We start from the raw sequence: 24,332 nt of genomic DNA, 5'->3' as shown, positions 1-24,332 counted from the left end.
TGTCTAGTAGACAGGTTTAGCAGGAAACCTATCGTCACGCGGCCTGTGGATATCGTGTGGTGAATGATGCGATTGAGGCAGGGGTGAAGTTAAGCGATAGCCCTGGCGGAAAATGTTGTGGATAGCTTGTATTCGGTTTGGAAAAACCAGCGCAGCAGATTATTCTTTGGGGCAGCAGTGTGTCCACCTCGTGGAGGCATTGACTACGCGCGGCGAAGTTGTCGCTTTCTGCTGGAAGGAAGAGACAGCCTGACGGCTGACGTGGTCCTTGGAAACAAGGTGTCAGCGGGGCCTTCGTTGCTAGGGTGCGGAATAAAACACCGCACAATTGGAAAACCGAAAGACAAGATAAAAGAAAGCGAGCGAATCATGGCAGTTGTAACCATGCGCGAGCTCCTCGACGCTGGTGTGCACTTTGGCCACCAGACCCGTCGCTGGAATCCGAAGATGCGTCGTTTCATCTTCACCGACCGTAACGGCATCTACATCATCGACCTGCAGCAGACGCTGACCTACATTGACGAAGCTTATGAGTTCGTCAAGGAAACCGTTGCACACGGTGGCACCATCCTGTTCGTTGGTACCAAGAAGCAGGCGCAGGAAGCAGTTGCTGAAGAGGCAACCCGCGTCGGTATGCCTTACGTCAACCACCGCTGGTTGGGCGGCATGCTCACCAACTTCCAGACCGTTTCCAAGCGTCTGAAGCGTATGAAGGAGCTTCAGGCAATGGATGAGCGTGAGGACGGCTACAAGGGCCGCACCAAGAAGGAAGTTCTCATGCTCAACCGTGAGCGCGCCAAGCTCGAGCGCGTTCTTGGTGGCATCTCCGATATGGCAAAGACCCCGTCCGCGCTGTGGATTGTTGATACCAACAAGGAGCACATTGCGGTTAAGGAAGCTCGCAAGCTGAATATTCCGGTTGTCGCCATCTTGGACACCAACTGTGATCCGGATGAAGTTGACTTCCCGATCCCAGGCAATGACGACGCCATCCGCTCCACCAAGCTGCTTTCCGGCATCGTTGCTTCCGCTGTAGAGGAAGGCAAGAAGGCTCGCGAGGAGCGCCAGCTGGCTGCAGCCAAGGAAGCTGCCGGCGATTCCGCTGAGAAGGAAAAGCGCGATGCTGAGGCAGCTGCCGCAGCATCCGACCCAGCTTCTGCGGAAAAGTCTGAGGAAGCATCCGCAGACAAGGCTGAGAAGTAGTCATACTTTCTCGCATGGAGACTTCCTAACCTGCGATTAATTGAATACCCCACGCACTTTTGGTGTGGGGCAGCAAGGGAGTAATCCTGCCCAAGGCTGTTTACCAACCCCCGCCACCGTGCTGTAACGGCGGCGGGGGTTGGTTTTATCTATGCTGGGTGCTGCTGAATCCAGCTCCCCCCTTATATAAAGGTGGGAAAAGGGGTGGTTTCCACCACCCTAAAGCGGCGCGATTTCATCGTGTCGACTACGCTGTTTGAACGAACACTGTTTGATTTTCAAGGAGGATCGCCCCAACTATGGCGAACTACACTGCTGCAGACGTCAAGGCACTGCGCGAAGCTACCGGTTCTGGCATGCTCGACTGCAAGAAGGCTCTGGAAGAGTCCGGCGGCGACTACGACAAGGCCGTCGAGTACCTGCGTATCAAGGGCGCTAAGAACGTATCCAAGCGTGCTGACCGCGAGGCAACCGAAGGTCTCATCGCCGTTTCCGGCAACACCATGGTCGAGATCAACTGTGAGACCGACTTCGTTGCCAAGAATGAGGCATTCAAGACCTTTGCTGCCAAGATTGCTGACGCTGCTGCTGAGGCCAAGGCAAACTCCGCTGACGAGCTCAACAACCTTGAGATCGACGGCAAGAAAGTCTCCGAGATTGTGGACGAGGAATCCGCAAAGACCGGCGAGAAGCTGCAGGCACGCCGTGCAGTTACCGTAGAAAGCGACAAGGTTGCCGTTTACCTGCACCAGCGTTCTGCTGACCTGCCACCGGCAGTGGGCGTCCTGGTTTCCTACGAGGGCAATGAGGAAGGCGCTCACGCTGCAGCCCTGCAGATTGCCGCTATGAACGCTGAGTACCTCACCCGCGAGGACGTTCCTGCAGAGGTCGTTGAAAAGGAGCGCGAAATCGCCGAGGCAACCACTCGTGAGGAGGGCAAGCCGGAGGCTGCTCTGCCGAAGATCGTGGAAGGCCGTCTGAATGGTTTCTTCAAGTCCATCGTGCTGTTGGAACAGGCTTCCCTTTCCGATAACAAGAAGACCGTGAAGCAGGTTGCTGAAGAGGCTGGCACCACCATCACCGGCTTCGTCCGTTACGAGGTTGGCGCTTAAGCCCACCACTTTTAGACGCTAGGCCCACGAAGGATTTTCCTTCGTGGGCTTTGTGCTGCAGTAATAGTCTGATTGGCCCATGACATTCTGATGATGGGCCGTGTTATAGCTCGCCCTAGCCTCGCAGCGGCAGAGCCGTGACCTTCCGTGGCAGGCGGTGTGAGGATGTGGGAGGTATATGGGTAAGATGGGGCGGAGATTGAAACTGCCCCGCGTTAAGGAGACGAAGTAGGCGTGACTGCTGCAGATATTAAGCGAACCGGATACAAGCGAGTAATGCTGAAGCTGGGTGGTGAGATGTTTGGCGGCGGCAGGGTCGGCATCGACCCAGATGTGGTCGAAAATGTGGCCCGCCAGATTGCCGAGGTTTCTCGCCAAGGAATCGAAATCGCAGTGGTTATCGGCGGCGGTAACTTCTTCCGGGGTGCGGAGCTGTCCCAGCGCGGTATGGATCGCGCTCGCTCGGACTACATGGGCATGCTCGGTACGGTTATGAACTCCTTGGCATTGCAAGACTTCCTCAAACAGCAGGGCGTTGACTGCCGCGTGCAGACTTCCATCAACATGGCACAAATCGCTGAGCCGTATCTGCCTTTGCGCGCCGATCGCCACCTAGAGAAGGGTCGCGTGGTGATTTTTGGTGCCGGCATGGGAATGCCGTACTTCTCTACGGATACCACTGCCGCCCAGCGTGCCCTCGAAATCGGCGCTGAAGTCCTCTTCCTTGCCAAGGCAGTCGACGGCGTTTACTCCGATGATCCGCGAACCAACCCGGATGCCGAGCTGTACTCAGAGATCACCCCGCGTGAGGTTATTGAAAAGGGGCTCAAGGTGGCGGATGCGACGGCCTTTAGCCTGTGCATGGACAATAACATGCCGATTTTGGTCTTTAACCTGCTGGAGGAAGGAAATATTGCCCGCGCTGCTGGCGGTGAAGTTATCGGCACGCTGGTGCAGTCCTAATACTGTAGCTGGTGTGAACCTGCTACCTTTTTATACAGCTACCCCTATTCGTTTAAGGATGATTTAGCCTCATGATCGATGAGATTCAGCTCGAAGCAGAAGAGCACATGACCGCCTCCGTCGAGCACACCCGCGAGCAGCTGGTGACTATTCGTACAGGCCGCGCGAACCCTACCATGTTCAACGGTCTTGTAGCCGAGTACTACGGCGTTCCTACCCCGATTACGCAGATGGCTACCGTCTCCGTGCCAGAGCCGCGCATGCTGCTCATCAAACCTTATGAGCAGTCCATGATCCATGAGATTGAAAACTCCATCCGTAACTCGGATTTGGGAGTAAACCCGACTAATGACGGCCAGGTTCTACGCGTGACCGTTCCGCAGCTGACGGAGGAGCGCCGTAAGGAAATGGTTAAGCTGGCTAAGAGCAAGGGCGAGGACGGCAAGATCGCTATCCGTAACATCCGCCGTAAGGCCATGGAGCAGTTGAAGAAACTGCAAAAGGACGGCGATGCCGGCGAGGATGAAGTCGTCGCTGCTGAAAAGGAAATGGAAAAGATTACCTCCGGCTACATTGATCAAGTGGACAAGCTGGTTGAAAACAAGGAAAACGAGCTAATGGAGGTCTAAGGCCTCCCATTGTTGCCGCCGTGCCCGTCCTCGGCCGGCGGCGCTTTTTCTGTCCAAGACCCATGGCTCAGTACAAGGGTCGGTGCGGACTGGAAGAAGTTTGTGGGGACGCGAAAGAGACAGTGAAAGGAGCCGGTTACGGTGAGTGACGCCATAAACCGCCGATTGCCACAGCCAAAGAACGGTGCTGGCCGGGATTTGCCGGCCGCAATCGGCGTTGGCGTAGGCCTTGGCGCACTTGTGGCGCTCGCCGTGTGGGCCGGTCCGCTCGCGTGGTATGCAGTCGTGGCTATTGCCGTGGGCGTAGCGATGTGGGAGGTGCTCACTCGCCTGCGAGAGCATTCCTACACCATTCCGCGCACGCTGCTGATTATCCTGGGCCAGGCCATGGTGTGGGTATCCTGGCCACTTGGCGCGCCCGGGCTGGTGGCTGTCTATGTCACCGCGGTACTTGCCCTCATGTTCGGCCGCCTTTTCCACAATGGCCGCCATCGCCCGCCCATTAATTACCTGCGCGATATGTCCGTTGGCATTTTTGTGTTGACTTGGATTCCACTCTTCGCCACCTTCGCGGCGATGTTATCGCTGGTGTCAACGCCTTTTGCTAGTGGTGCGGCCTCCATTGTCGTGTTCATGCTGTGTGTGGTCGCTTCAGACACCGGTGGCTATGCGGCCGGCGTAATGTTTGGCTCGCATCCAATGGCACCTGCGGTAAGCCCCAAGAAATCCTGGGAGGGGTTTTGCGGTTCTATCGTTTTCGGTGTGGTAACCGGTGCACTTACCGTGAAGTTCCTACTCCATCACGATGCGTGGGTAGGCAGCCTTATGGGCCTGGGACTGGTCGTTTGCGCCACGTTGGGTGATTTGGTGGAATCTCAATTCAAACGTGAACTAGGAATCAAGGACATGTCGGCATTGCTGCCTGGCCACGGTGGGTTGATGGACCGATTGGATGGCATGTTGCCCTCTGCCATGGTCACATGGGTTGCCATTAGCTTCCTCGCTACGTTCACACCGTAGACGTAGCGGGCATGCAAAAGCCGCCTCCTCCAAATCCCAGTCCTGAAGAATTGCAGGGATTTGGAGAGGCGGCTTTGTGACGTTTTAGAACTGCTTTGCTTGCTTGCGTAGCTGGCGGCGCAGCTCGAACATGCGCCAACCGCCGACGAGCGCCATGATAAGGGCACCACCAATGGCAAAGATGAGGAAAGCGATTCCTGCAGGGAACTCACCAGACCAGCCCAGGAAGTTCATAGGAACCTCATGTTGGTTTTGCATGATGAAGACAATAAGAACAATGAGCAGCAGGAATCCTACAATGAGTGCGATCCAGGTACTAGCTGCGAAAGAGCCTTGTGCTTTGCCAGAAGGCTGGGTGGAGCGAGAGTCAGAGTCCGAGGTCGTCGTTTCCGGCTCAGAACCAGTCTCCGGCGCAGAGGTGTCCATCTCCGCCGAGGAGAGGTCTGCATCGGAAGAAGAAAAATCATCTGCAGGGTAATTTGGATTTGTCATGAAACCATTATTTCTTTAAACCTGTCGATTGTGCCACTTGGCACGGCTTTCAATTGGAAAAACCCACGCAGGCCGTGGAAAGATGGGCAACATTATGGCTCAACCAGTGAAACTCAACTTCTCCGCCCCGCGCCGCGGACTTCCCCCTAAGCACTTTGCAGACTTGTCCGAGAGCGAGCGCGTGGACAAGCTTGCAGAAATTGGTCTGCCTAAATTCCGCGCAAAGCAGCTCGCTAAGCATTATTACGAGCATTTCACCGACAATGTCGAGGATATGACGGACATCCCTGCCGGCAAGCGCGAGGCCGTTAGGGAGGCCTTCTTTCCAGAGTTGATGAAGCCCATCCGCACTACCTCTACGGATGATGGGGAGACAACCAAGTCCCTGTGGCGTCTACACGATGGCACGTTGTTGGAGTCGGTGTTGATGCGCTACCCAGGGCGCGCCACGTTGTGCATTTCTTCCCAGGCCGGTTGCGGTATGGCCTGTCCATTCTGTGCGACCGGCCAGGGCGGTTTGGATCGCAACCTGTCGACGGGTGAGATCGTTGAGCAATTCCGTCACGCGGCGGCCGCCATGGCAGCGGAAGGTGGACGCCTGTCCAACGTGGTCTTTATGGGCATGGGGGAGCCGTTGGCCAACTATAAGCGCGTGGTGCAGGCAGTGCGCCAAATTACCGGCCAGGACGGTGCCGGTTTTGGTCTTTCCCAGCGCAACGTGACGATTTCCACGGTGGGCTTGGCCCCGGCTATCCGCAAGCTAGCGGACGAGGACTTGGCTTGTACGCTGGCCGTTTCCCTGCACACACCAGATGATGAGCTGCGTGACGGCCTTGTTCCGGTCAATAATCGCTGGTCCGTCGACGAGGTTTTGGATGCAGCGCGCTACTACGCGGATACCTCCGCGCGTCGAGTTTCTATCGAGTACGCCCTGATTCGCGATAAGAATGATCAGGATTTCCGCGCGGATATGCTGGGCCGCAAGTTGCACCAGAAGCTGGGCTCCAAGGTGCATGTCAATGTCATTCCATTGAATCCTACGCCGGGCTCAGAGTGGGATGCGGCACCAAAAGACCGCCAAGACGAGTTCGTCCGGCGAGTCCAAGCCCAAGGCGTGCCATGTACTGTGCGCGATACCAAGGGTGATGAGATTGCGGCGGCCTGTGGCCAGCTCGCCGCGGATGAGCGGGAGGATAAGTCTGCCTAACTGATAAGATTAGCGGATATGATTGTTCCGAATTATCCGCCGCTTGCAGATGACCCCACCACGCAGGCCTTTGCCGTGCGTGGTCTTAATAAATCTTTTGCTGGACGCCCCGCGGTGTCGAATTTGAGTCTCGACATCCCGCGGGGCTCTATTTATGGCATCGTCGGACCGAATGGTGCTGGCAAGACGACAATGCTCACCATGGCGTGCGGCTTACTGCGTCCAGATAGTGGTCAGGCATTCATCGCCGGGCACAATACCTGGCAGGACCCGATCGCAGCGAAGGCGGCAATGGGCCTTCTCATCGATGGTGCTCCAGTTTTCGACCGATTGTCAGGACCGGAGTTCCTTTTCTACCTCGGAGCATTGCGCCGCATGAACCAAGCGGAGGTGGAACACCGCAGCGCGCAACTCCTGGATGCCTTGCAGCTTGCCGACGCCGCCGATAAGCCCATCGCAGACTACTCCGCTGGCATGACCAAAAAGATCCTCCTGGCAGGTGCACTATTGCACAACCCAGAAGTTGTGATTCTTGATGAGCCTTTGGAAGCCGTGGATCCCGTATCTGGCAAACTCATTCAGGAACTACTGCGCGCCTACGTTGACCGCGGTGGCACGGTGATCCTGTCTTCCCATGTCATGCAATTGGTGGAGGGACTGTGTGACCACGTAGCCATTATCGCCGGTGGCCAAGTGCTATCTGCTGGGCACGTAGAGGAGGTCCGCCAAGAAGGCAGCCTCACGGATGCCTTTATCCACTTTGCCGGCGGCGGTGAATTTGATGCGGGCTCCTTTGAATGGCTGCGGCGCGATAGCGGCGAGCCGCAAGGTAGGGAAGGGGAGTTTTAGTCCTTATGACCTCTACGCTTCTAAAACTGCATCGCACATTGTGGGTGCGGAACCTAAAGTCCAATGCCTCGGCGGTCTTGATTCCGATCTGTCTTTTGCTCTACGGACTCATCGGCATGGCCTCGCTCGCTGTATTGGCGGCGGCAGATATCTCCAGTGATTCTGGAACCGGAAACTTCCATGCACTTACTGCCGCCCCTGCAATAGGCACCCTCGCTTTTCTGGTCATCACGCTCATCATGCCCAGCGGGGAGAACCAGCTATCTGCGCGCGAGCTTTCCGCGTTGCCGTTGCGCCTGAAAGACATTACCCCAGCACTTGCCATAGCTTCGGTGCTCAACTTGCGCGCACCGGTGCCCGTTTTGTTGACCATTGCGTACACAGTTATTGGATCTGTGACTTTAGCCGCCAACGCGCAAGCTCTGCTTATCTTGCCCTTTGTCCTCGGAATGATCTTTGCGTTAGTGCTGACGTTGGTTCTCGCGGACCTTGCGGTTTATGTGGGCGCCACCGCCGCGGAGCTAAGCTCTACTACGCTGAAAGTGCTAGGTTCAGTGGCTGTAGTCTTGCTCATTTTTGGCTCGAACCGCCTTTCTTCCCTTATGGATTCTGATTTCCCGCTGGGGACAGTGGGAGAGGCTCTTGCGTGGACCCCTCTGGGCGCGCCAGTGGGATGGGCGCTATCTCTTTGTCAAGGCGAGCTGGTGGCAGCCATTGCGCAGTTTCTTATAGCCGTGGTCTCGCTATGCGTGGCTGCATGGGCGTGGCAGCGCTTGCTGCGCTTGCAGTACGAACGCCGCACCCTTGCGGCTGCCCAGCATACGCGCAGCGGGAAGGCCAAGGGTATTAGCCGCTTTTCATTGGGATCATTTTCCTACCGCAGTCCGGCGGCGATGGAATTTACGCGCTCTTTTCGTTATATCTTCCGCGATTCACGCCTTATCGGCAGCATCATCATGCAGCCGATCTTGGCGCTTATTTTCATCTTCCAGGGGATCAACTCGGATTCCGATCTGCCCACAATAGGCATTCTATTTTTGGGTCTCTTCGGTGGATTGCTGGCTACCAATGATTTCGGCTATGACGGGCCTAGTCTCTGGGTGAAGCTGGCTGCTCCGGTTCGCCCCCGTACGCTGCTCTACGCGCGCCACTGGGCTCACTTGGTGCTTTCGGCAATAGTATTCGTGATATTGGCTATAGTCTTCTATATATTAAGCCCAGACAAGCTGCAGTCTGTGTGCTTTATCGCTGCGGCTACGGGCATATTCATTTCTTCTGCAGGGCTATCCCTTCTTCTCACTACTTTTAATCCCTTTGCTACCGCGCGGCCCGGCGGGAATATGTGGGCGGATAAATCCGGTTACTCGGCCAGCGCGTTCGTAAGCGCCATTTTGAGCTTGTTCATAGGCTGGACCCCGATTATTCCCGGTGTTATCCCAATGGCCCTCGGGTACGGTTCGAATTCCGTATTGCTCACGTTGGGCCTTGTCTTAGTAATCGCGGTCCCCGTCGTTTGCTATATCGTTGCCTTGCGGGTTAGCGGTAAACGTGTGGATGAAACGCTGCCTGAAATCTATTCCAAGGTCGGGCACTGGGTATCTTAACCCGCGAGTGTAGTTCTAATGTTTTCCTTGGCTTTGTTGCTTGGCCAAGCAGTCCAGTCGCGCGCATAGTAGCAACCTCACCATAGTTGCTGGAGTGCGTGTCGGCTGTGGAGTACGAGGGATTGCTTGCGCCGCGGGGCGTCGCCAAGCGCAAGTGCCTGGCTAGGCAATAAAGAAACCGCCGGTCTTCACAGGGAAGGGCGGCGGTTAAAGCGCTATTAAGCTTAGAGTGCGTGCTTGCCGGAAGAAACCGGGGTGGCGTTGTTGGTGCCTGGTTCAACGCGCAGGTGAGCAACGCGGGAAGGCTCAATGTTGAGGGCACGCAGCTGGGAATCAGTCAGCTCCGCGTAAACACCGGTATTGGTCTTCTGGTCATATACCCAATCCGGCTCCTGGTGGCCCACTGGCTGGTTGCGGGCGGTTACCGTGCGCACCTGGTGCAGCTTGGGCTGGAAAGCGAAGATGAGCAGGCCGAGCACCAGCAGGACGGTCAGGGCGATGAGCCAAACGGTCTCAACATGGCCCTTGTGATTGCCAAAGTTGAAGGCAATCAGGAAGAGAACGGAAATCCAACCGGCGATCTGCACGCCAGAGCGGCTGATGCGCGACCAACCGAATCCTGCGGATGGAACGTCCTCTGTGGAAACACCGTCAAATACCTGCGGTACCGGCTTGTGGGAAGACACTTGCTCTCCTTCGCTTCTGCGTGTGCTCCACTGTGCCATGGGCGAGTGGGCACACCAATGCCATTTGTCTGCTACATATTCTAAAACATCGCACCTTGGAAGGCGATTAAACACCCCCGTTGCAGTGCGCCTTACCTGCTGCGCCAATCCAGCGGCGGTGGGCGCTAGGGTGGAGGCGTGACTACTCAGCGAATACTCCTTCTTGGTTCCACCGGTTCAATCGGCACGCAGGCTCTAGAAGTTATTGCGGATAATCCCGACAAATTCGACGTGGTGGGCATCGCTGCGGGCGGCTCCAACCCGCAGCTAATCATCGAACAAGCCCGCAGACTCAACCTTTCGTTTGACCACGTTGCCGTGGCTAATGAAAGCGCCGCCGCCGAGGTCTCCGCCGCACTTGGAGGGTCGGTCTTAGCGGGTGCAGACGCTGCAGAGCAGTTGGTGCGCTCCATCCGCGCCGATACTGTGCTCAACGCCCTCGTCGGTTCGCTTGGCTTGAAGGCCACTCTGGCGACGCTAGAAATGGGTGAGTTCCTAGCGCTGGCCAATAAAGAATCCCTTGTCGCCGGCGGTACGCTGGTAACTCAGGCGGCGCGACCGGGCCAGATCATCCCCGTTGATTCGGAACATTCTGCAATGGCGCAGTGCTTGCGTGCAGGGGAAGAAGGTGAGTTAGATAAGCTCGTGCTCACGGCCTCGGGTGGCCCCTTCCGGGGCTGGTCGCGTGAGGAGATGTGGGAGGTGACCCCGCAGCAGGCGGCGCAGCACCCCACCTGGTCGATGGGGCAGATGAATACGCTTAACTCGGCCACCCTTATCAACAAAGGCCTTGAGCTCATTGAAGCCACGCTACTTTTCGATATTGAGCCAGAGAGAATTGATGTCACCGTACACCCGCAGTCCATCATTCACTCCATGGCTACCTTTAAGGATGGTTGCACCATCGGACAGGTCTCGCCGCCATCGATGAAGTTGCCCATCTCCTTGGCACTAAACTGGCCGCACCGCGTACCGGATGCGCAGCAATCCTTGGACTTTGCCCAAGCCCATGACTGGCGGTTTGAGCCGCTTGACGATGCCGCGTTTCCCGCCGTCAACCTTGCCCGCCGGGCGGCTTCAGAAGGAACGGGTGTTGTCTATAACGCTGCGAACGAGGAAGCTGCAGCCGCTTTTTTGGCTGGGCGCATCCACTTCCCAGAGATTGTGGACGTGGTGGGGGAGATCCTTGATTCCGCTTCCCAGTTTGCTGGTGTAGTCTCTAGCCTCGATGAAATCCTCGCGGTAGAAGGCGAGGCGCGCAGGCGCGCGAATGCGCTAATTGATTCGCTGGCTGAATAGAAAGCTTTCACACCATGGCAAACTTGCTGGGCATTGTGTTTTTCGCCCTCGGCATTGGGCTAACCGTAGCGCTGCATGAGGCGGGCCATATGCTCACCGCCCGCGCCTTTGGCATGCGGGTGCGCCGCTATTTCATTGGGTTTGGGCCGCGCGTATTCTCTTTCCGGAAGGGCCATACCGAATATGGACTTGCGGCATTCCCGGTGGGCGGCTTTTGCGATATTGCCGGCATGACCGCCCAGGATGAATTCCTCACCGAGGAAGAAGAACCCCACGCCATGTATAAAAAGCCGTGGTGGCAGCGCGTAATAGTCATGGCAGGCGGAATCGCCATCAACCTGATCTTGGGCTTTGTCATTTTGTACTTCGTGGCGATGACGGCCGGGCTCCCCAACCCGGATGCGGACGTTCGCCCGCGTGTGGGTGAAGTAACCTGCTCAGCTAATCAAAAGCCAAACCAGGAACTGGAAAAGTGCACGGGCTCCGGCCCAGCAGGAAAGGCCGGAGTTCAGGAGGGCGATATTATCTTGGCCCTCGACGGCGAGAAGCTGGACTCTTTTACTCAGCTGCGCGATGAGGTCATGCAGCGTCCTGGAGACACCGTCACGCTGACGGTTGAGCGCGATGGGGTAGAAAAGGATCTCCCGGTACACCTCGATACAGTTAAGCGGCTGAACCAAGACGGAGAACTCGTTGACGCTGGGTCTATCGGGCTGAGCAATCAGCTTATCGACGTCGTCGAAAAGCACGGCGCCGTCGACGCGCTACCGGCAACCTGGCGTTTTAGTACCTACTCGCTGGGCGCAACGGTCGATGGTCTCAAGCAATTCCCAGGCAAGATTCCAGGAGTGGTGGCCTCTATCTTTGGCCAAGAGCGCGAAGCTGATGGCCCAATGTCTGTCGTTGGTGCTTCCCGCGTGGGCGGGGAATTGGCGCAACGCTCGCTGTGGTCAATGTTTTTTATGATGCTGGCCACGCTGAATTTCTTTCTCGCGCTTTTCAACCTCATTCCTTTGCCACCTTTCGATGGCGGACACATTGCAGTCATTGGCTATGAGAAGGTGCGCGATGGTATCCGCAAGCTTGCGGGCAAGCCCGCTTTGGGCGCTGCTGACTACACCAAGTTGATGCCGGTGACTTACGCGATGGCTGCGCTGCTCATGGGAGTGGGAGCTATCGTTATCGTTGCCGATGTGGTCAACCCCATTCGGCTATTCGGCTAGTGGCCGCAACCCTGTCGTGCGCACTTCAGGCATAAAGCGAGCAGTGCTAGAGTGGGGGCGTTAATCACTCACCGTATTTAATTACTGTGCTTCAACAAGGAGAGTTCATGTCGACCCCTATCGGTCTAGGAATCCCAGACGGCCCACCACCAGTCCTGCACCCCCGCCGCAAGACGCGGCAGCTGCAGGTGGGCCCGGTCGGTGTCGGCTCTGACTCACCGATCTCGGTGCAGTCTATGACCAATACCAAGACGCACGATGTTAACGGTACGCTGCAGCAGATTGCGCAGCTGACCGCCTCCGGCTGCGATATCGTGCGCGTTGCTTGCCCCAAGCCCATCGATGCCGAGGCGCTTCCGGCTATTGCCAAGAAGTCTCCCATCCCGGTGATTGCGGATATCCACTTCCAGCCTAAGTACATTTTCCAGGCTATCGACGCCGGCTGTGCCGCAATTCGTGTCAATCCAGGCAATATTCGCGAATTCGATGGTCGCGTGAAGGAAGTTGCCAAGGCTGCCGGTGATGCCGGAATTCCTATTCGCATTGGCGTCAACGGTGGTTCTTTGGATAAGCGCCTGCTGGAAAAATACGGTAAGGCTACCCCAGAAGCCTTAGTAGAGTCCGCCATTTGGGAGGCCGGCCTTTTTGAGGAGCATGGTTACGGCGATATTGCCATTTCCGTGAAACACTCCGATCCGGTCCTCATGGTGGAGGCGTACCGTCAGCTGGCGGAAAAGACTGATTATCCGTTGCACCTAGGTGTAACGGAGGCCGGTCCGAAGTTCATGGGCACTATCAAGTCCTCGGTTGCTTTCGGCGCACTGCTCGCAGAAGGAATCGGCGATACCATTCGCGTTTCCTTGTCCGCGCCTCCGGTAGAGGAGATCAAGGTAGGCGACCAGATCCTGCAGTCGCTTAACTTGCGCCCGCGCAAGCTAGAAATCGTCTCCTGCCCGTCTTGTGGCCGCGCTCAGGTGGACGTCTACAAGCTGGCGGAGGAAGTTACCGCCGGATTGGACGGCATGGAGTTCCCGCTGCGCGTTGCCGTGATGGGCTGCGTTGTCAATGGCCCGGGTGAGGCCCGCGATGCGGACCTCGGCGTCGCATCCGGCAACGGCAAGGGCCAGATCTTTGTTAAGGGCGAGGTCGTACGCACCGTGCCGGAAGATAAGATCGTGGAAACGCTCATCGAAGAAGCCATGCGCATTGCTGATGAGCAGGGCATGGAGGCCGTGGAAGGTGCCAAGGCTGAGGTTCGCGTAACGCAGTAGCCCACCCACTTTGACCAGACTGCTCTGCACTTCGGTGTGGGGCAGTCTTTTTTGGTGCTTGCGCTGCTAGAGTGCCAAGACATGAAGAAGTTGGTCGCGCTGGTTGCTACTATCACGCTCGCCTCCACCAGCGTGGTTGCTTGTACACCAAAGCCGGTTTCCGCGGAACCGGTGGCGGAGGAATTCCTCGAGGGGATGGAAACTCGCAATAATGACGGTTTGGCCGCGCTTACCGATGCCCCCTCGGACGCCACCGCCGCCCTCGATGCGACCTACGCTGGTCTGCAAGCAGAAGGGCTTGATATTGAGCTGGAGGGCGTCGACCAAAATGACAACCTAGCTACGGCGAACTACAAGGTCACCTGGGATCTACCCAAAGAGCGCAGCTTAAGCTATGACTCGCAGATGACGTTGACCAAGACCGAAGATGAATGGACGGTCCGCTGGAAGCCAAGCCTTATACATCCTGATTTGGGCGCGCATCAGCACCTAGAATTGCGTGCGTTGGAAGCCCAGCGTGCCAGTGTGGTCTCTTCTAATGGCGTGGAGCTCATGAGCCCAGGGCTGAACTACCGACTTGTGGTAGATACCAGCTCGTTGGATGATGTGCGCCCGACCGCCTCCAAAATCAGCGGTGCACTGGCTGCCGCCCACCGCCAAGACGATTCCATTGCGGAGATGGATGCCAAAGATTTAGCCAAGAAATTGGAAGATGCAGAAGGCTCCTTTTCCGTAACCATGTTTACGGAGGAGCAGGCTAAAGCTATCCGCCCCAAGATAGAGGGCATGAATGGCGTGCGCCTGAACGAAGAACCGGCATTAGTTACCCGCGACCGAGGCCTCGCTCCCGATCTCATGTCGCGTGTGCGCTCCGCTGTCCAAGATGAGGTTGATGGCCAAACTGGCTGGTCCATCTCTGTGGTCAATGAGAATGGTGCGGCGCTATCGGATGTGGAAAAACATGCACCTAATGCTGCACCGTCGATCAAGGTCGGCCTCGATTACGATGTTCAGCGCGCCGCGCAAGAAGCGGTAAACGAGCGCTCGGATTCGCAAGCCATGCTGGTAGCGATCCGCCCATCCAATGGTGATATCTTGGCTGTTGCCCAAACCGAGAAGGCCGATGAAGACGGCGACGTAGCCTTACAAGGTCAGTACCCGCCCGGTTCGGTTTTCAAGATTCTCACCGCCGCGGCAGGAGTGGAAAAGCAGGGGCTCAACACCGATACCATCGTCCCGTGCCCAGGCACCATGGATATCTTTGGCCGCGTGGTAACCAACTACAATGCCTTCGCCCTAGGCAGTGTGCCGCTCAGCCAAGCCTTTGCGCAATCGTGCAACACCACCTTCGCGGATATTTCCACCAAGCTCAAGCCTGGTGAGTTGAAAGACATGGGAAAGAAATTTGGCTTCGGCGTGGAATACGATATTCCAGGCCTTACTACCATTACCGGTTCCATTCCGGAGGGCAAAGAACCACTGGAGCGCACTGAAGCTGGCTATGGACAGGGCTACGACTTGGCTAGCCCCTTCGGCATGGCGCTTGTCTCCGCAACGGTTGCCAATGGCAAGACGCCTACGCCCACGCTTATCGAAGGCCACGAAACCAAAGCCTCCGATAAGCCGCAGCAGATTTCGAAGCCTGTGCTAGATAACGTCCGCGGCATGATGCGCCAAGTGGTTACTAGCGGTACCGCACGCAGCATGGCTGCAGGCGGCACCATCTACGGTAAGACCGGTGAGGCCGAGATTAATGAGGGTTCGCACGCTTGGTTTACCGGCTACCGCGAAGAAGACGATATTGCCTTCGCCACCCTCGTGGTCTTGGGCGGCGGCTCAGATGTATCGGTAAATATCACAAGCAGCTTCTTGCAAAAGGTGGACGATTACCGTTCTGGCCCACACGAAGGGGCAGCGCCCCCAGCCGAAGGCTAGAACCCCGCCTGCCCTCGTGACCCCGGCTGCTGCAATAAAGGCGTGGAGGACTACCATGGGAAACCATGAGTAATCGAGGAAAGCTAAAGCCAGGCAAGCCCACCCCCATCCTCACCGTGCCAGAGAGCATTGAGCGCCCAGAGTACGCGTGGAAGGACGAAGTGCAGGAGGGCATTGGCGAGCCCTACGTCCAGTCTCCTGAGGTCATTGAGAAGATGCGTGAGGCCTGCAAGATTGCGGCCAACGCACTTAAGGAGGCCGGCAAGGCTGTACAGCCTGGTGTGACTACTGATTATGTTGACCGCGTGGCGCACGAGTACATGTGCGACCACGGCGCTTACCCGTCCACGCTGGGCTACCGCGGCTTCCCGAAGTCCAGCTGTGTATCCCTTAACGAGATTGTCTGCCACGGCATCCCGGATACCACCGTGATTGAAGATGGGGACATCGTCAATATCGATATCACCGCCTATAAGAACGGCGTGCACGGCGATAATAACGCCACCTTCCTCGCCGGTAACGTCTCCGAGGAGCACCGCCTGTTGGTTGAGCGCACCAAGGAGGCCACCATGCGCGGCATCAAGGCAGCAAAGCCTGGCCGCGAGATCAATGTCATCGGCCGCGTTATTGAGTCCTATGCAAAACGTTTTGGCTACAACGTGGTGCGCGACTTCACTGGCCACGGCGTCGGCCCGACCTTCCACAACGGCCTTGTTGTCCTGCACCATGACTCGACCGTCTACCGCGACATCCTTGAGCCTGGCATGACCCTGACTGTTGAGCCGATGATTAATCTTGGCTCCCTGGATTACGAGATCTGGGATGATGATTGGACCGTCCAAAACACCGACGGCAAGTTCACCGCCCAGTTTGAGCACACCCTCGTCATTACCGAAGACGGCAATGAAATCCTTACCATTCCAGATGAGGACTAGTACTTAGTCTCAGAACAAACTGAAGGCCGCCTCCATTTCCAGAGAAGGGGAGTGGAGGCGGCCTTTGTTTACTTGCCGATGCCTCGCAGAGGAGTCGGCATTATTGGAGCGACTGTACATAGCAAAAAGGGGCCTCATTCTACTAAGAACGAGGCCCCGAGCAAGCCCTAGCTATATAGAGCCAATCTGCGGCTAGTGATTAGCGGCGGAAGATTGGGTCCAAGATGTGCTGCGGAACGATGCCGTTGTAAACAGCGTAGTTGTAAGCGCCGATGATTGCGCCGATAACGGAGGTGATGCCCAGTGCGGTAGCACCCTTCTTCCAGTTGGAAGCCCACTCTGGGATGCTGTCGGAGGTTTCCTTGCCGAACATGTCCTCGCCGGTAACCTGGTTCTCAGGCTTAACGACTGGCTTGCCGTCCTCGCCCTCGGACCATGCGCCCCAGTCCTTGCCCAGCTGAGTCAGGGAGCTGGAGGAGAAGGAAGAGCCGGTGTTCTCGTTGGCGGTGGAGGACTCTGCAGAAGCAACGGCGGTGCCGCCGAAGGCTACGGTGACAGCGGTAGCAGCAGCAACGGCTGCGGTGCGGAAGTTACGCATTGTGAAAATTACCTTTCGGAAGTTTTGATTGAGCCGTGTGGCTGTTGCTTAGAAGGAAGGGCCGTGTACGAAGAAGTTGTATACAGGACCGATGATGCCGCCGAGCAGGGCGCCGATGCCTGCTACAACGGTTGCACCGTAGAAGACCTTTGCCCACGCTGGCTGGCCGGAGAAATCCTTGGAAGAACCGAAGATGCCAACGCCATTAGCTGCCTGGTCGCCCTCGAGCTTGTGGCCAAGCTTGGAGGACAGGGAAGGGGTGTAGTCCTCTGGAGTCTGGTCCTCGGCCTGACCTTTACCAGTCTTGGAAGGGTTAGCCTGCTCTACGGTGACGTTGTTGCCGTTCTGGTTGACGGTCTCGTCAGCGGAGGCAACGGTGGTGCCGCCGAAAGCAACGGCGAGAGCGGTTGCGCCAGCGATTGCTGCATTGCGGATACGCATATCAAAATTCCTTAAAAGTCGTACTTGCAAGGCTTCCGCACTGGGAAACCAAAGTGTTATTGAATACACAGGAGGTATTCATAAACACGCGGTAGCCGTGTTCGTATCGGCTCGAGCCGGTGTCCCAAGTGAATTTAGTAAAACTCCCGTCCTTTTGCACGTCAAAGACCGGAATTTCAGTGATTAAATTAATTTGGACCCCTTTATGGTGGTGAATTCCCTGAAATTGTGAATGGGGCTTCCTTGGTGTGAAGTGGGAAAACAACCTAAAGCCTGGGAAGAAACTGGAAGATCGTGAGAAGGATCACGTAACAGTTCACTTATTCCACTCCAGTCCCAAAAGGGCATTTTCCACTACTTCTGGCAGCGCGGGATGGATCCAATATTGGTTGCGGGTGAAATCCCGCATGTCCAACTTGTGGGCCATCGCGGTAATCAATTGCTGGATGAGGGTAGAAGCTTGCGGGCCCATAAGGTGAGCGCCCAGCAGCTGGCCGGTGTCGCGGTCCGCGATGAGCTTACAGATACCGGTGCTATCTTCCATAGCCCAGCCGTAGGCTACATCGCCGAAGTTTTGTACCTTGACGGTGACGTCGAAACCTTTCTCACGCGCTTGCTTTTCTGTCAGGCCTACCGTGGCGATTTGCGGGTGGGTAAAGATGGCCGCTGGGACATTGTCGTGGGGCAGTGGGCGGAGGTCTTCCGGGTGCAGCAAGTTGTGCTGCACGGCGCGGGTCTCGGCATTGGCAACGTGCTTGAGCATGTACGGCGAGGAGACGTCACCAAGTGCCCACACGCCTTCAGCAGCGGTGCGGCCAAATTCATCGGTGGCAATTCGGCCGTCGGCAAGCAGCTCAATGCCAGCCTTGTCCACATCCATCAGGTCGCCATTGGGGGTGCGCCCAGTGGCAACCAGGATAGCCTCGGCCTCTACGGACTCTCCATTGTCGAGTTCCAAGCGCACTCCGTTGTCAGCCTCTTCGAGCTTGGTGCCAGTGGCAATGCAGACATCGAAACGGTCGCGGGCAATCTGGTTGAAGCGACTGGAAATGTCATCATCGAGGTGGCGCAACAAAGTCTCTGAGCGATTGACCACGGTGACTGTGGTGCCGAGGCCGTCGAAGACGTGGGCAAACTCCATGGCGATATAGCCCCCGCCGACCACGATCAAGCTTTCCGGCTGGTGGTCCATGCGCATAATGTCTTCGTTGGTGTAGTACTTGACGCCGGACTCGGCATAGACCTCCGGAATGACCGGCCGGGAACCGGCGGCAATGACGATCTGATCGCCGCTGATGACATGGTTGCCAGTTTGTATGGTCTTGGGGCCAACAAAGCGAGCGTGTTCGTCGTAGACGGTGATATTAGGGGTTTCCTCACCGCGGCGGTATTGTTCGCCGCCTTGGGCAATCTGATCAATGCGGTTGGTAAAGACCCGGTCCACGATGGAATCCCAATCCACGCTATTGACCTGTGCGTCGAGGCCTAGCCGGCCGGCCTCGCGTGCAGCCAAGGCAAAATCGGCGGCGTAGACGTACATCTTGGTGGGAATGCAGCCTACGTTGAGGCAGGTGCCGCCAAACGTGCCCTTCTCAATAATAGCGATCTTGTGGTTATCAAATTCCGGGCTGGGGATGGAATTGCCGGAGCCAGTGCCGATGATGATGAGGTCGAAATGTTCCTCGGCAACTGGTGCGTGGGATTGGTGTGAAGAAGTCATGTCTATTCCTTATATATAGAGGCTAAATTACTGACTAGATTTTGGGGCTTCTAGGACGGTAGGCAGCCACCGGTCGCAAGCGGAAAATGCTTCCTGGAGTGGGTGTGGAAGCGACAGAAAGACATCGTGCCGCGCGCCTTTGATGGGATGCAAGGTGTAGTGGATGCTAAGTTCCTTTGCCCACCGGCGCGTTTGAGTAACGTCAATGATGACATCCGCGTGATTTACGCTATCGGAGTAGGGCTGGCCCAGCTGTGTGCGGGTGGACTGCAGCGTCAAGATAGGTACGCCGGCATCAACACGGCCACTGTGAATAGCGTCGAAACCATGAAACACTGCGGCTATCCAGCCGACGTACTTCCTGTGGCCTGCTAGCGGTTTAAAGCGTAGGTCGAAATCCCACTCGCCGTAGAAGTCCCGATGAACTGATTCTCCATAAGCAGTGAGGTTGCCACCTGGAAGTGGGGTCTTGGGTGCAATGCGTCCCAGCGCGTATAGCAATGGCTTTAGCGGGGTGAGAACAAACTCAGGAACACCCATCATATCCAGCCACGGACTATTGAGAATTAAGCCTTTAATCCGCTTGTAGCGTTCCTGATCGGTCTGGCGTAGCTGGTCCATCCATAGTGGAGCGATAAGCCCGCCGGTCGAATGGGCGATAAAGACTACTTCCTTATTAGGGATGGCATCGAGGGCAGCGTTGAGATCAACATAATAAAACGCCAAGTCTGATACATAGTGCCAAGATTGTCCGGAGCGACGCGAACGGCCGCACTTGCGTAGGTCAACGGCATAGAAATCGTACCCTTGGGCGGCAAAGTGCTCGGCTACGTGCGTTTGGAAGAAGTAGTCAGTCATTCCGTGTAGCCACACCAGGGCTGGGCGTGAAGCCGACGCAGTCTCTCGGGATTCCTGGTCGGTGGGGTGGGGTGCGTAGTGGACGAGCGTGGTGACCACTTCGCCCTCGCCGTCGGGATCCAAGCCCAAGTCAATCGTGGTAGCTTCGTAGTCAGGGCCCAGCTTGTCCGGGCCCCATACCGGGGTGTGTGTAACCATGCCTCGATTCTAGGTGGATTACAGATTTTGTGGTGCGCTCAGCTGGGGTGTGGAAAGCGGGGGCGGAAATTCCCACATTTTTGCCACTGGTCTGGGGGAGAAATCCCAAATCTAATTAGAAAAGCGTAGAGTAAGGCCTTAATGCGTGACGCACTGTCAGGTTGTCTTAGTGCAACGATGGCAGCGCGGGGCGCTAAGCGCTATAAATCAAGGCGTAGACCGCGCCGATGGATATCTATTTTCAATTCGAAGAGGTAATAACACAGTGTCCTCCGCTAAGAAGACAGCACAGGTTGTAGACGAGGTCGATGTAGCACTCATTGGTGCCGGCATCATGAGCGCCACCCTGGGTGCTATGCTCCGCGAGTTGGAGCCCAGCTGGACTCAGATGATCTTTGAGCGCCTAGATGGCCCCGCATTGGAGTCTTCCTCCCCGTGGAATAATGCTGGTACTGGACACTCTGCACTGTGCGAGCTGAACTACACCCCGGAGAAGAATGGTCGCATCGATATCTCCAAGGCTCTGGGCATTAATGAAAAGTTCCAGAAGTCTCGCCAGTTCTGGTCCCACCAGCTCAACAACGGTATTCTTACCGAACCGAGCGAATTCATTAACCCAGTTCCTCACGTATCCTTTGCTCAAGGTGAAATCCAGGTGGACTACCTTAAGCGCCGCTATGACGTGTTGAGCGAGAAGCACATGTTCCCAGGCATGGAGTACTCCGCAGATGACTCCGTCTTTGCTGAGAAGCTGCCGCTGATGGCTAAGGGGCGCGATTTCTCCAATAAGGTTGCTATTTCTTGGACCGATGCCGGCACCGACGTTAACTTTGGTGCGCTGACGAAGCAGTTCCTGACCGCGGCCAAGGCGTCCGGTACTGAGATTCGCTATGGCCACGAGGTCATCGATATCAAGCGCGATGGCTCCGCGTGGAAGGTGTACTCCAAGAACAAGCACACCGATGACATCACAGTGGTCAAGGCCAAGTTCGTTTTCGTTGGTGCCGGCGGCTACGCCCTTGATCTACTGCGCAAGGCCAAGGTGAAGGAAGTAGCCGGTTACGCTGGCTTCCCGGTTTCCGGTCTGTGGCTGCGCTCCAAGAACCCAGAGCTTGTCGAACAGCACCAGGCCAAGGTTTATGGCAAGGCTGCTGTGGGTGCCCCGCCAATGTCCGTGCCACACCTGGATACCCGTGTTATCGATGGCGAAAAGGGCCTCCTCTTCGGACCATACGGTGGCTGGAGCCCGAAGTTCCTGAAGAAGGGAAGCTACCTGGACCTGTTCAAGTCCATCCGCCCAGATAACATCACCTCTTACCTTGGAGTGGCGGTTCAGGAGTTCGGCCTGACCAAGTATCTAGTGGATGAAGTACGCAAGGACTTCTCCGACCGCGTGGACGCCCTGCGCGAGTACGTACCGGAAGCAAAGGAAAGCGACTGGGAGACGGTCGTTGCTGGCCAGCGTGTTCAGGTGATCAAGCCTGCAGGCGCTCCGCAGTTCGGTTCTCTTGAGTTTGGTACCACCCTGGTTAATAACCAAGAGGGCAATATCGCCGGTCTGCTCGGCGCTTCCCCGGGCGCCTCCATCACCCCAGCCGTCATGTTGGAGTTGCTGGAGCGTTGCTTTGGCGAGCACATGATCGATTGGGCAGATAAGATCCGCGAGATGGTTCCGTCTTATGGCATTAAACTGCGCAATGACAAGAAGCTGTATGACGAGATGTGGGAGTACACCCAGAAGACCCTGAAGCTGGACCGCTAAAGCCAGCTTCTGCCTCGTTAACCCCTGCACCGCCGCCGTTGTGGTGCAGGGGTTTCGTGCGCTTTGAGCAAGGAGGGGAGGGATTACGTACCGCAGTAGGTGAGATAGCCTTTGAGCCCATGCGGATCCGGCGCTTCGAATGAAGGGTGTGGCTCCCAAGGATGGGTGACTGCATCGAGGAGCTCTCGGAAGGGGCCCATCTCGCCACGCTCGGCAGAGCTCAATGCGGCTTCTACCGCAAGGTTGCGGGGGATCACTCGAGGCATGGCCCTATCGACGCAACAAGGATCGGGAGAGGATGTTAGGTACTCATCCACGAAGTCGCCCTCGGGAAGAAGCTCGCGGGCGGGGGTGGGGTGGCCCGCGGCGGCGTCGGCAAGAGCGCGATGGGCCAGCGTGATATCTGGACCATTGAGCCACATAGCAGCGGAATAGGAAGAAGCGATCTCCAGGGAGGTGTCCAAAGCCTTCGCTAAATCTCTATTGCGGTGGTGCTCAAAGCGATCTGTATAGCCGTTGATGGTTTCTTGGGCGAAGTCCATGGCCTTATTCATGTCCATGTCAAAGAGCGGCAGGAGGGATTCAGCCAAGCGAGCCAGATTCCATCCCAGGATGGAGGGTTGATTGCCAAAGGCATAACGGCCTTGCCTATCGATGCTGGAAAACACCGTGTCAGGGGAGTATGCCTCCATAAAGGCACAAGGACCGTAGTCAATGGTTTCGCCGGAGATGGTGGTGTTATCCGTATTCATCACGCCGTGGATAAAGCCCAAGCGCATCCATTGGGACACGGTGCGGATCTGTGTATCCATCACTTGGGTGAAAAATTCCTGGTAGTCCGCGCCAGGGTAGTGGCGAGCTATGGCATAATCGGCCAGCTGGCGGGTGTAATCCGTCTGGGCGGCTAGATGAAAGGTGCCCACGCGAATATGGCTAGCGGCAACGCGCACCACGATGCCGGCCGGTTGCACATGCCCGCGTTGGATGGGCCGGCCGGTGGAGATGACCGCCAGCGCCCGGGTGGTGGGCACACCTAAGGCGTGCATGGCCTCAGAGACGAGGTACTCGCGCAGCATAGAAGACAGCGTTCCGCGGCCATCGGACCCGAGGCGGGAATAAGGAGTTAGTCCGGTTCCCTTGGCGTGCAAGTCCCAGAGCCGGCCGTCCTTTTCTACCTCCCCTAAGAGCATGGCGCGGCCGTCTCCCATCTGCGGATTAAACGCACCGAATTGGAAGCCAGAATACGCCATGGCGTGGCCGCCCGCGCGGCCGGTGAGGAACTCGATGCCTTCGGATGAGCGCAGCCAGGTAGGATCGAGTCCCAAATCCATGGCGAGTTCCTCGTTGAGGATGACCATCTCTGGGTGTGGCTGCTCCTCGCCCTCAGTGGGGCGGACTAGGTGGGGAAGCTTCTGGGCAAAATCGTGGTGGAGCTGCATCTAAACCTCCAGTGTTCCGCGCACGCGAATCTGGGCGCGACCGCCCACCCAGATATCCGTGCCGTCATCGTTGATAAATACTTCGCCCGCTCGGCCTACCTGGCTGCCTTGCGCTGCGATAAAACGCGCCGGCACCAAGTTGCGAGAGCGCATAAACTGGGCAGCACCGCCGTTGAAGGAACCCGTAACTGGATCCTCGAATTGGGTGGTAAATGCCCGAACTTCATAAGCAGGTTCTCCTTCCGCGGCTGCGGCATTGAGCCCTACAATGCCGACCTTGGGGCGCTTGGCCCGCGGCTTAACTGCGCGCACCGCGGCGGTATCGCGCAATTGGAGCAAGCGCCAGCCTGGGCCATTGTCCACCCAGCCATGGTCCACAATGTCGGCGCTTTCTAGCCTCAACCCCTCGCAGGCCTCCTCTAGCTCCGCTGGGGTCAGCGGTTCTTCGCGGCGCAGCGGCGGGGTAGCGAAGGAAAAGACTTCCTGGTCTTCGCGTACGGTAACTAGGCCCACGCCGCATTCTTGGACGATCTTTCCCTCTGACTGCGGGTGATTGCCCAGCGCCCGCCATGCAGCGGCGCTGCCCAAAGTGGGATGGCCAGCGAAGTCAAACTCCTCGTACGGCGTGAAAATGCGGACGCGGTAGTCCGCGCGGGCGTCGTGAGGCTCGAGCAGGAAGGTGGTCTCAGAAAAGTTGGTCCAGTTCGCGATTGCTTGCATCTGCTGGGCGCTAAGCCCATCGGCGCCGGCTATCACCGCAAGGGCGTTGCCGTTAAAGGCGCCGGTGGCAAAAACATCAACCTCAAAGAACTCGTGCTGCATGCCCGCCAGTCTAGTCAGCCCCAGGGA

22 protein-coding genes are annotated in these 24,332 nt (G+C 56.9%); 14 read left to right on the top strand and 8 right to left on the bottom strand.

Going from position 1 to position 24,332, the window contains the following annotated elements:
- Nucleotides 1–369 precede the first annotated feature (369 nt).
- The 5 genes from rpsB to L8V01_RS01715 all read left to right on the top strand — a co-directional run bounded on the left by rpsB (nucleotide 370) and on the right by L8V01_RS01715 (nucleotide 4,927).
- Nucleotides 370–1,203 (top strand): 30S ribosomal protein S2, encoded by an 834-nt coding sequence (gene rpsB / locus L8V01_RS01735; RefSeq protein ID WP_049377474.1) that lies wholly within the window; start codon nucleotides 370–372, stop codon nucleotides 1,201–1,203.
- A 299-nt stretch (nucleotides 1,204–1,502) separates the two neighbouring features.
- Nucleotides 1,503–2,315: a translation elongation factor Ts gene (gene tsf / locus L8V01_RS01730; protein WP_269945437.1), complete on the top strand. Its 813-nt coding sequence runs from the start codon at nucleotides 1,503–1,505 to the stop codon at nucleotides 2,313–2,315.
- Between the two features lie 276 nt (nucleotides 2,316–2,591).
- A complete protein-coding gene (gene pyrH, locus L8V01_RS01725; RefSeq protein ID WP_269945892.1) occupies nucleotides 2,592–3,278 on the top strand; it encodes a UMP kinase in 687 nt (228 codons plus the stop codon).
- A 71-nt stretch (nucleotides 3,279–3,349) separates the two neighbouring features.
- Nucleotides 3,350–3,907, top strand: coding sequence for a ribosome recycling factor (gene frr / locus L8V01_RS01720; RefSeq protein WP_269945436.1), 558 nt, complete (start codon nucleotides 3,350–3,352; stop codon nucleotides 3,905–3,907).
- Nucleotides 3,908–4,048: 141 nt separating this feature from the next.
- Nucleotides 4,049–4,927 carry a phosphatidate cytidylyltransferase gene (locus L8V01_RS01715; protein WP_269945435.1) on the top strand — a complete coding sequence of 293 codons (879 nt, stop codon included), beginning with the start codon at nucleotides 4,049–4,051 and terminating at the stop codon, nucleotides 4,925–4,927.
- An 84-nt stretch (nucleotides 4,928–5,011) separates the two neighbouring features.
- Here the strand turns inward: L8V01_RS01715 and L8V01_RS01710 are convergent, their stop codons facing one another.
- Entirely contained in the window at nucleotides 5,012–5,419 is a 408-nt protein-coding gene (locus L8V01_RS01710) for a LapA family protein (RefSeq protein ID WP_269945434.1), read from the bottom strand.
- Between the two features lie 94 nt (nucleotides 5,420–5,513).
- Here L8V01_RS01710 and rlmN point away from each other — a divergent pair, with 94 nt between their 5' ends.
- Genes rlmN through L8V01_RS01695 form a run of 3 tightly spaced genes read left to right on the top strand, consistent with a single transcriptional unit; the run spans nucleotide 5,514 to nucleotide 9,079 of the window.
- Complete coding sequence (gene rlmN / locus L8V01_RS01705) at nucleotides 5,514–6,626, top strand: dual-specificity RNA methyltransferase RlmN (RefSeq protein WP_394371634.1); 1,113 nt, start codon at nucleotides 5,514–5,516, stop codon at nucleotides 6,624–6,626.
- 18 nt (nucleotides 6,627–6,644) lie between these two features.
- The gene (locus L8V01_RS01700) at nucleotides 6,645–7,475 is read left to right on the top strand and encodes an ABC transporter ATP-binding protein (RefSeq protein WP_269945432.1); all 831 of its coding nucleotides are present in this window, start codon (nucleotides 6,645–6,647) and stop codon (nucleotides 7,473–7,475) included.
- Between the two features lie 5 nt (nucleotides 7,476–7,480).
- A complete protein-coding gene (locus L8V01_RS01695) occupies nucleotides 7,481–9,079 on the top strand; it encodes a hypothetical protein (protein WP_269945431.1) in 1,599 nt (532 codons plus the stop codon).
- Between the two features lie 224 nt (nucleotides 9,080–9,303).
- Here L8V01_RS01695 and L8V01_RS01690 read toward each other — a convergent pair whose 3' ends face one another.
- Nucleotides 9,304–9,804: a DUF2631 domain-containing protein gene (locus L8V01_RS01690; RefSeq protein WP_269945430.1), complete on the bottom strand. Its 501-nt coding sequence runs from the start codon at nucleotides 9,802–9,804 to the stop codon at nucleotides 9,304–9,306.
- A gap of 138 nt (nucleotides 9,805–9,942) precedes the next feature.
- Between L8V01_RS01690 and dxr the strand changes: the two genes are divergently transcribed.
- The 5 genes from dxr to map all read left to right on the top strand — a co-directional run bounded on the left by dxr (nucleotide 9,943) and on the right by map (nucleotide 16,467).
- On the top strand, nucleotides 9,943–11,103 hold the full coding sequence (dxr, locus tag L8V01_RS01685; protein WP_269945429.1) for a 1-deoxy-D-xylulose-5-phosphate reductoisomerase: 1,161 nt from the start codon (nucleotides 9,943–9,945) through the stop codon (nucleotides 11,101–11,103).
- 14 nt (nucleotides 11,104–11,117) lie between these two features.
- Nucleotides 11,118–12,326 carry a M50 family metallopeptidase gene (locus L8V01_RS01680; RefSeq protein WP_269945428.1) on the top strand — a complete coding sequence of 403 codons (1,209 nt, stop codon included), beginning with the start codon at nucleotides 11,118–11,120 and terminating at the stop codon, nucleotides 12,324–12,326.
- Nucleotides 12,327–12,433: 107 nt separating this feature from the next.
- Nucleotides 12,434–13,597 (top strand): flavodoxin-dependent (E)-4-hydroxy-3-methylbut-2-enyl-diphosphate synthase, encoded by a 1,164-nt coding sequence (gene ispG / locus L8V01_RS01675; protein ID WP_259887582.1) that lies wholly within the window; start codon nucleotides 12,434–12,436, stop codon nucleotides 13,595–13,597.
- 81 nt (nucleotides 13,598–13,678) lie between these two features.
- A complete protein-coding gene (locus tag L8V01_RS01670) occupies nucleotides 13,679–15,532 on the top strand; it encodes a penicillin-binding transpeptidase domain-containing protein (protein WP_269945427.1) in 1,854 nt (617 codons plus the stop codon).
- A 65-nt stretch (nucleotides 15,533–15,597) separates the two neighbouring features.
- On the top strand, nucleotides 15,598–16,467 hold the full coding sequence (gene map, locus L8V01_RS01665) for a type I methionyl aminopeptidase (RefSeq protein WP_269945426.1): 870 nt from the start codon (nucleotides 15,598–15,600) through the stop codon (nucleotides 16,465–16,467).
- Between the two features lie 199 nt (nucleotides 16,468–16,666).
- On the opposite strand, the gene L8V01_RS01660 is transcribed toward map, so the two are convergent.
- The 4 genes from L8V01_RS01660 to L8V01_RS01645 all read right to left on the bottom strand — a co-directional run bounded on the left by L8V01_RS01660 (nucleotide 16,667) and on the right by L8V01_RS01645 (nucleotide 20,282).
- Nucleotides 16,667–17,065 carry a hypothetical protein gene (locus tag L8V01_RS01660; protein WP_269945425.1) on the bottom strand — a complete coding sequence of 133 codons (399 nt, stop codon included), beginning with the start codon at nucleotides 17,063–17,065 and terminating at the stop codon, nucleotides 16,667–16,669.
- A gap of 48 nt (nucleotides 17,066–17,113) precedes the next feature.
- Entirely contained in the window at nucleotides 17,114–17,506 is a 393-nt protein-coding gene (locus L8V01_RS01655) for a hypothetical protein (protein WP_269945424.1), read from the bottom strand.
- Between the two features lie 316 nt (nucleotides 17,507–17,822).
- Nucleotides 17,823–19,226, bottom strand: coding sequence for a mycothione reductase (mtr, locus tag L8V01_RS01650; RefSeq protein ID WP_269945423.1), 1,404 nt, complete (start codon nucleotides 19,224–19,226; stop codon nucleotides 17,823–17,825).
- Nucleotides 19,227–19,253: 27 nt separating this feature from the next.
- Nucleotides 19,254–20,282, bottom strand: a complete 1,029-nt coding sequence (locus L8V01_RS01645) for an alpha/beta hydrolase (RefSeq protein ID WP_269945422.1) — start codon at nucleotides 20,280–20,282, stop codon at nucleotides 19,254–19,256.
- Between the two features lie 265 nt (nucleotides 20,283–20,547).
- Here L8V01_RS01645 and mqo point away from each other — a divergent pair, with 265 nt between their 5' ends.
- A complete protein-coding gene (mqo, locus tag L8V01_RS01640; RefSeq protein ID WP_269945421.1) occupies nucleotides 20,548–22,044 on the top strand; it encodes a malate dehydrogenase (quinone) in 1,497 nt (498 codons plus the stop codon).
- Nucleotides 22,045–22,127: 83 nt separating this feature from the next.
- Here mqo and L8V01_RS01635 read toward each other — a convergent pair whose 3' ends face one another.
- Nucleotides 22,128–23,483 carry a protein adenylyltransferase SelO gene (locus L8V01_RS01635; RefSeq protein ID WP_269945420.1) on the bottom strand — a complete coding sequence of 452 codons (1,356 nt, stop codon included), beginning with the start codon at nucleotides 23,481–23,483 and terminating at the stop codon, nucleotides 22,128–22,130.
- On the bottom strand, nucleotides 23,484–24,305 hold the full coding sequence (locus tag L8V01_RS01630) for a PhzF family phenazine biosynthesis protein (protein ID WP_269945419.1): 822 nt from the start codon (nucleotides 24,303–24,305) through the stop codon (nucleotides 23,484–23,486).
- Between the last annotated feature and the right edge of the window lie 27 nt (nucleotides 24,306–24,332).

The sequence above is a fragment of the Corynebacterium curieae genome (assembly GCF_027570035.1).
GTDB classification, from domain to species: Bacteria; Actinomycetota; Actinomycetes; order Mycobacteriales; family Mycobacteriaceae; genus Corynebacterium; species Corynebacterium curieae.
The sequence above is the reverse complement of the archived record's forward strand: the minus strand, read 5'-3'. Positions and strand labels throughout refer to the sequence as shown.

Coding starts and splice junctions, on each gene's coding strand:
- L8V01_RS01695 (WP_269945431.1), top strand. CDS start 7,481: ATGACCTCTACGCTTCTAAAACTGCATCGCACATTGTGGGTGCGGAAC.
- L8V01_RS01660 (WP_269945425.1), bottom strand. CDS start 17,065: ATGCGTAACTTCCGCACCGCAGCCGTTGCTGCTGCTACCGCTGTCACC.
- L8V01_RS01630 (WP_269945419.1), bottom strand. CDS start 24,305: ATGCAGCACGAGTTCTTTGAGGTTGATGTTTTTGCCACCGGCGCCTTT.
- map (WP_269945426.1), top strand. CDS start 15,598: ATGAGTAATCGAGGAAAGCTAAAGCCAGGCAAGCCCACCCCCATCCTC.
- pyrH (WP_269945892.1), top strand. CDS start 2,592: ATGCTGAAGCTGGGTGGTGAGATGTTTGGCGGCGGCAGGGTCGGCATC.
- L8V01_RS01680 (WP_269945428.1), top strand. CDS start 11,118: ATGGCAAACTTGCTGGGCATTGTGTTTTTCGCCCTCGGCATTGGGCTA.
- ispG (WP_259887582.1), top strand. CDS start 12,434: ATGTCGACCCCTATCGGTCTAGGAATCCCAGACGGCCCACCACCAGTC.
- L8V01_RS01655 (WP_269945424.1), bottom strand. CDS start 17,506: ATGCGTATCCGCAATGCAGCAATCGCTGGCGCAACCGCTCTCGCCGTT.
- rpsB (WP_049377474.1), top strand. CDS start 370: ATGGCAGTTGTAACCATGCGCGAGCTCCTCGACGCTGGTGTGCACTTT.
- L8V01_RS01710 (WP_269945434.1), bottom strand. CDS start 5,419: ATGACAAATCCAAATTACCCTGCAGATGATTTTTCTTCTTCCGATGCA.
- L8V01_RS01700 (WP_269945432.1), top strand. CDS start 6,645: ATGATTGTTCCGAATTATCCGCCGCTTGCAGATGACCCCACCACGCAG.
- L8V01_RS01690 (WP_269945430.1), bottom strand. CDS start 9,804: ATGGCACAGTGGAGCACACGCAGAAGCGAAGGAGAGCAAGTGTCTTCC.
- frr (WP_269945436.1), top strand. CDS start 3,350: ATGATCGATGAGATTCAGCTCGAAGCAGAAGAGCACATGACCGCCTCC.
- L8V01_RS01645 (WP_269945422.1), bottom strand. CDS start 20,282: ATGGTTACACACACCCCGGTATGGGGCCCGGACAAGCTGGGCCCTGAC.
- rlmN (WP_394371634.1), top strand. CDS start 5,514: ATGGCTCAACCAGTGAAACTCAACTTCTCCGCCCCGCGCCGCGGACTT.
- mtr (WP_269945423.1), bottom strand. CDS start 19,226: ATGACTTCTTCACACCAATCCCACGCACCAGTTGCCGAGGAACATTTC.
- L8V01_RS01670 (WP_269945427.1), top strand. CDS start 13,679: ATGAAGAAGTTGGTCGCGCTGGTTGCTACTATCACGCTCGCCTCCACC.
- L8V01_RS01635 (WP_269945420.1), bottom strand. CDS start 23,483: ATGCAGCTCCACCACGATTTTGCCCAGAAGCTTCCCCACCTAGTCCGC.
- tsf (WP_269945437.1), top strand. CDS start 1,503: ATGGCGAACTACACTGCTGCAGACGTCAAGGCACTGCGCGAAGCTACC.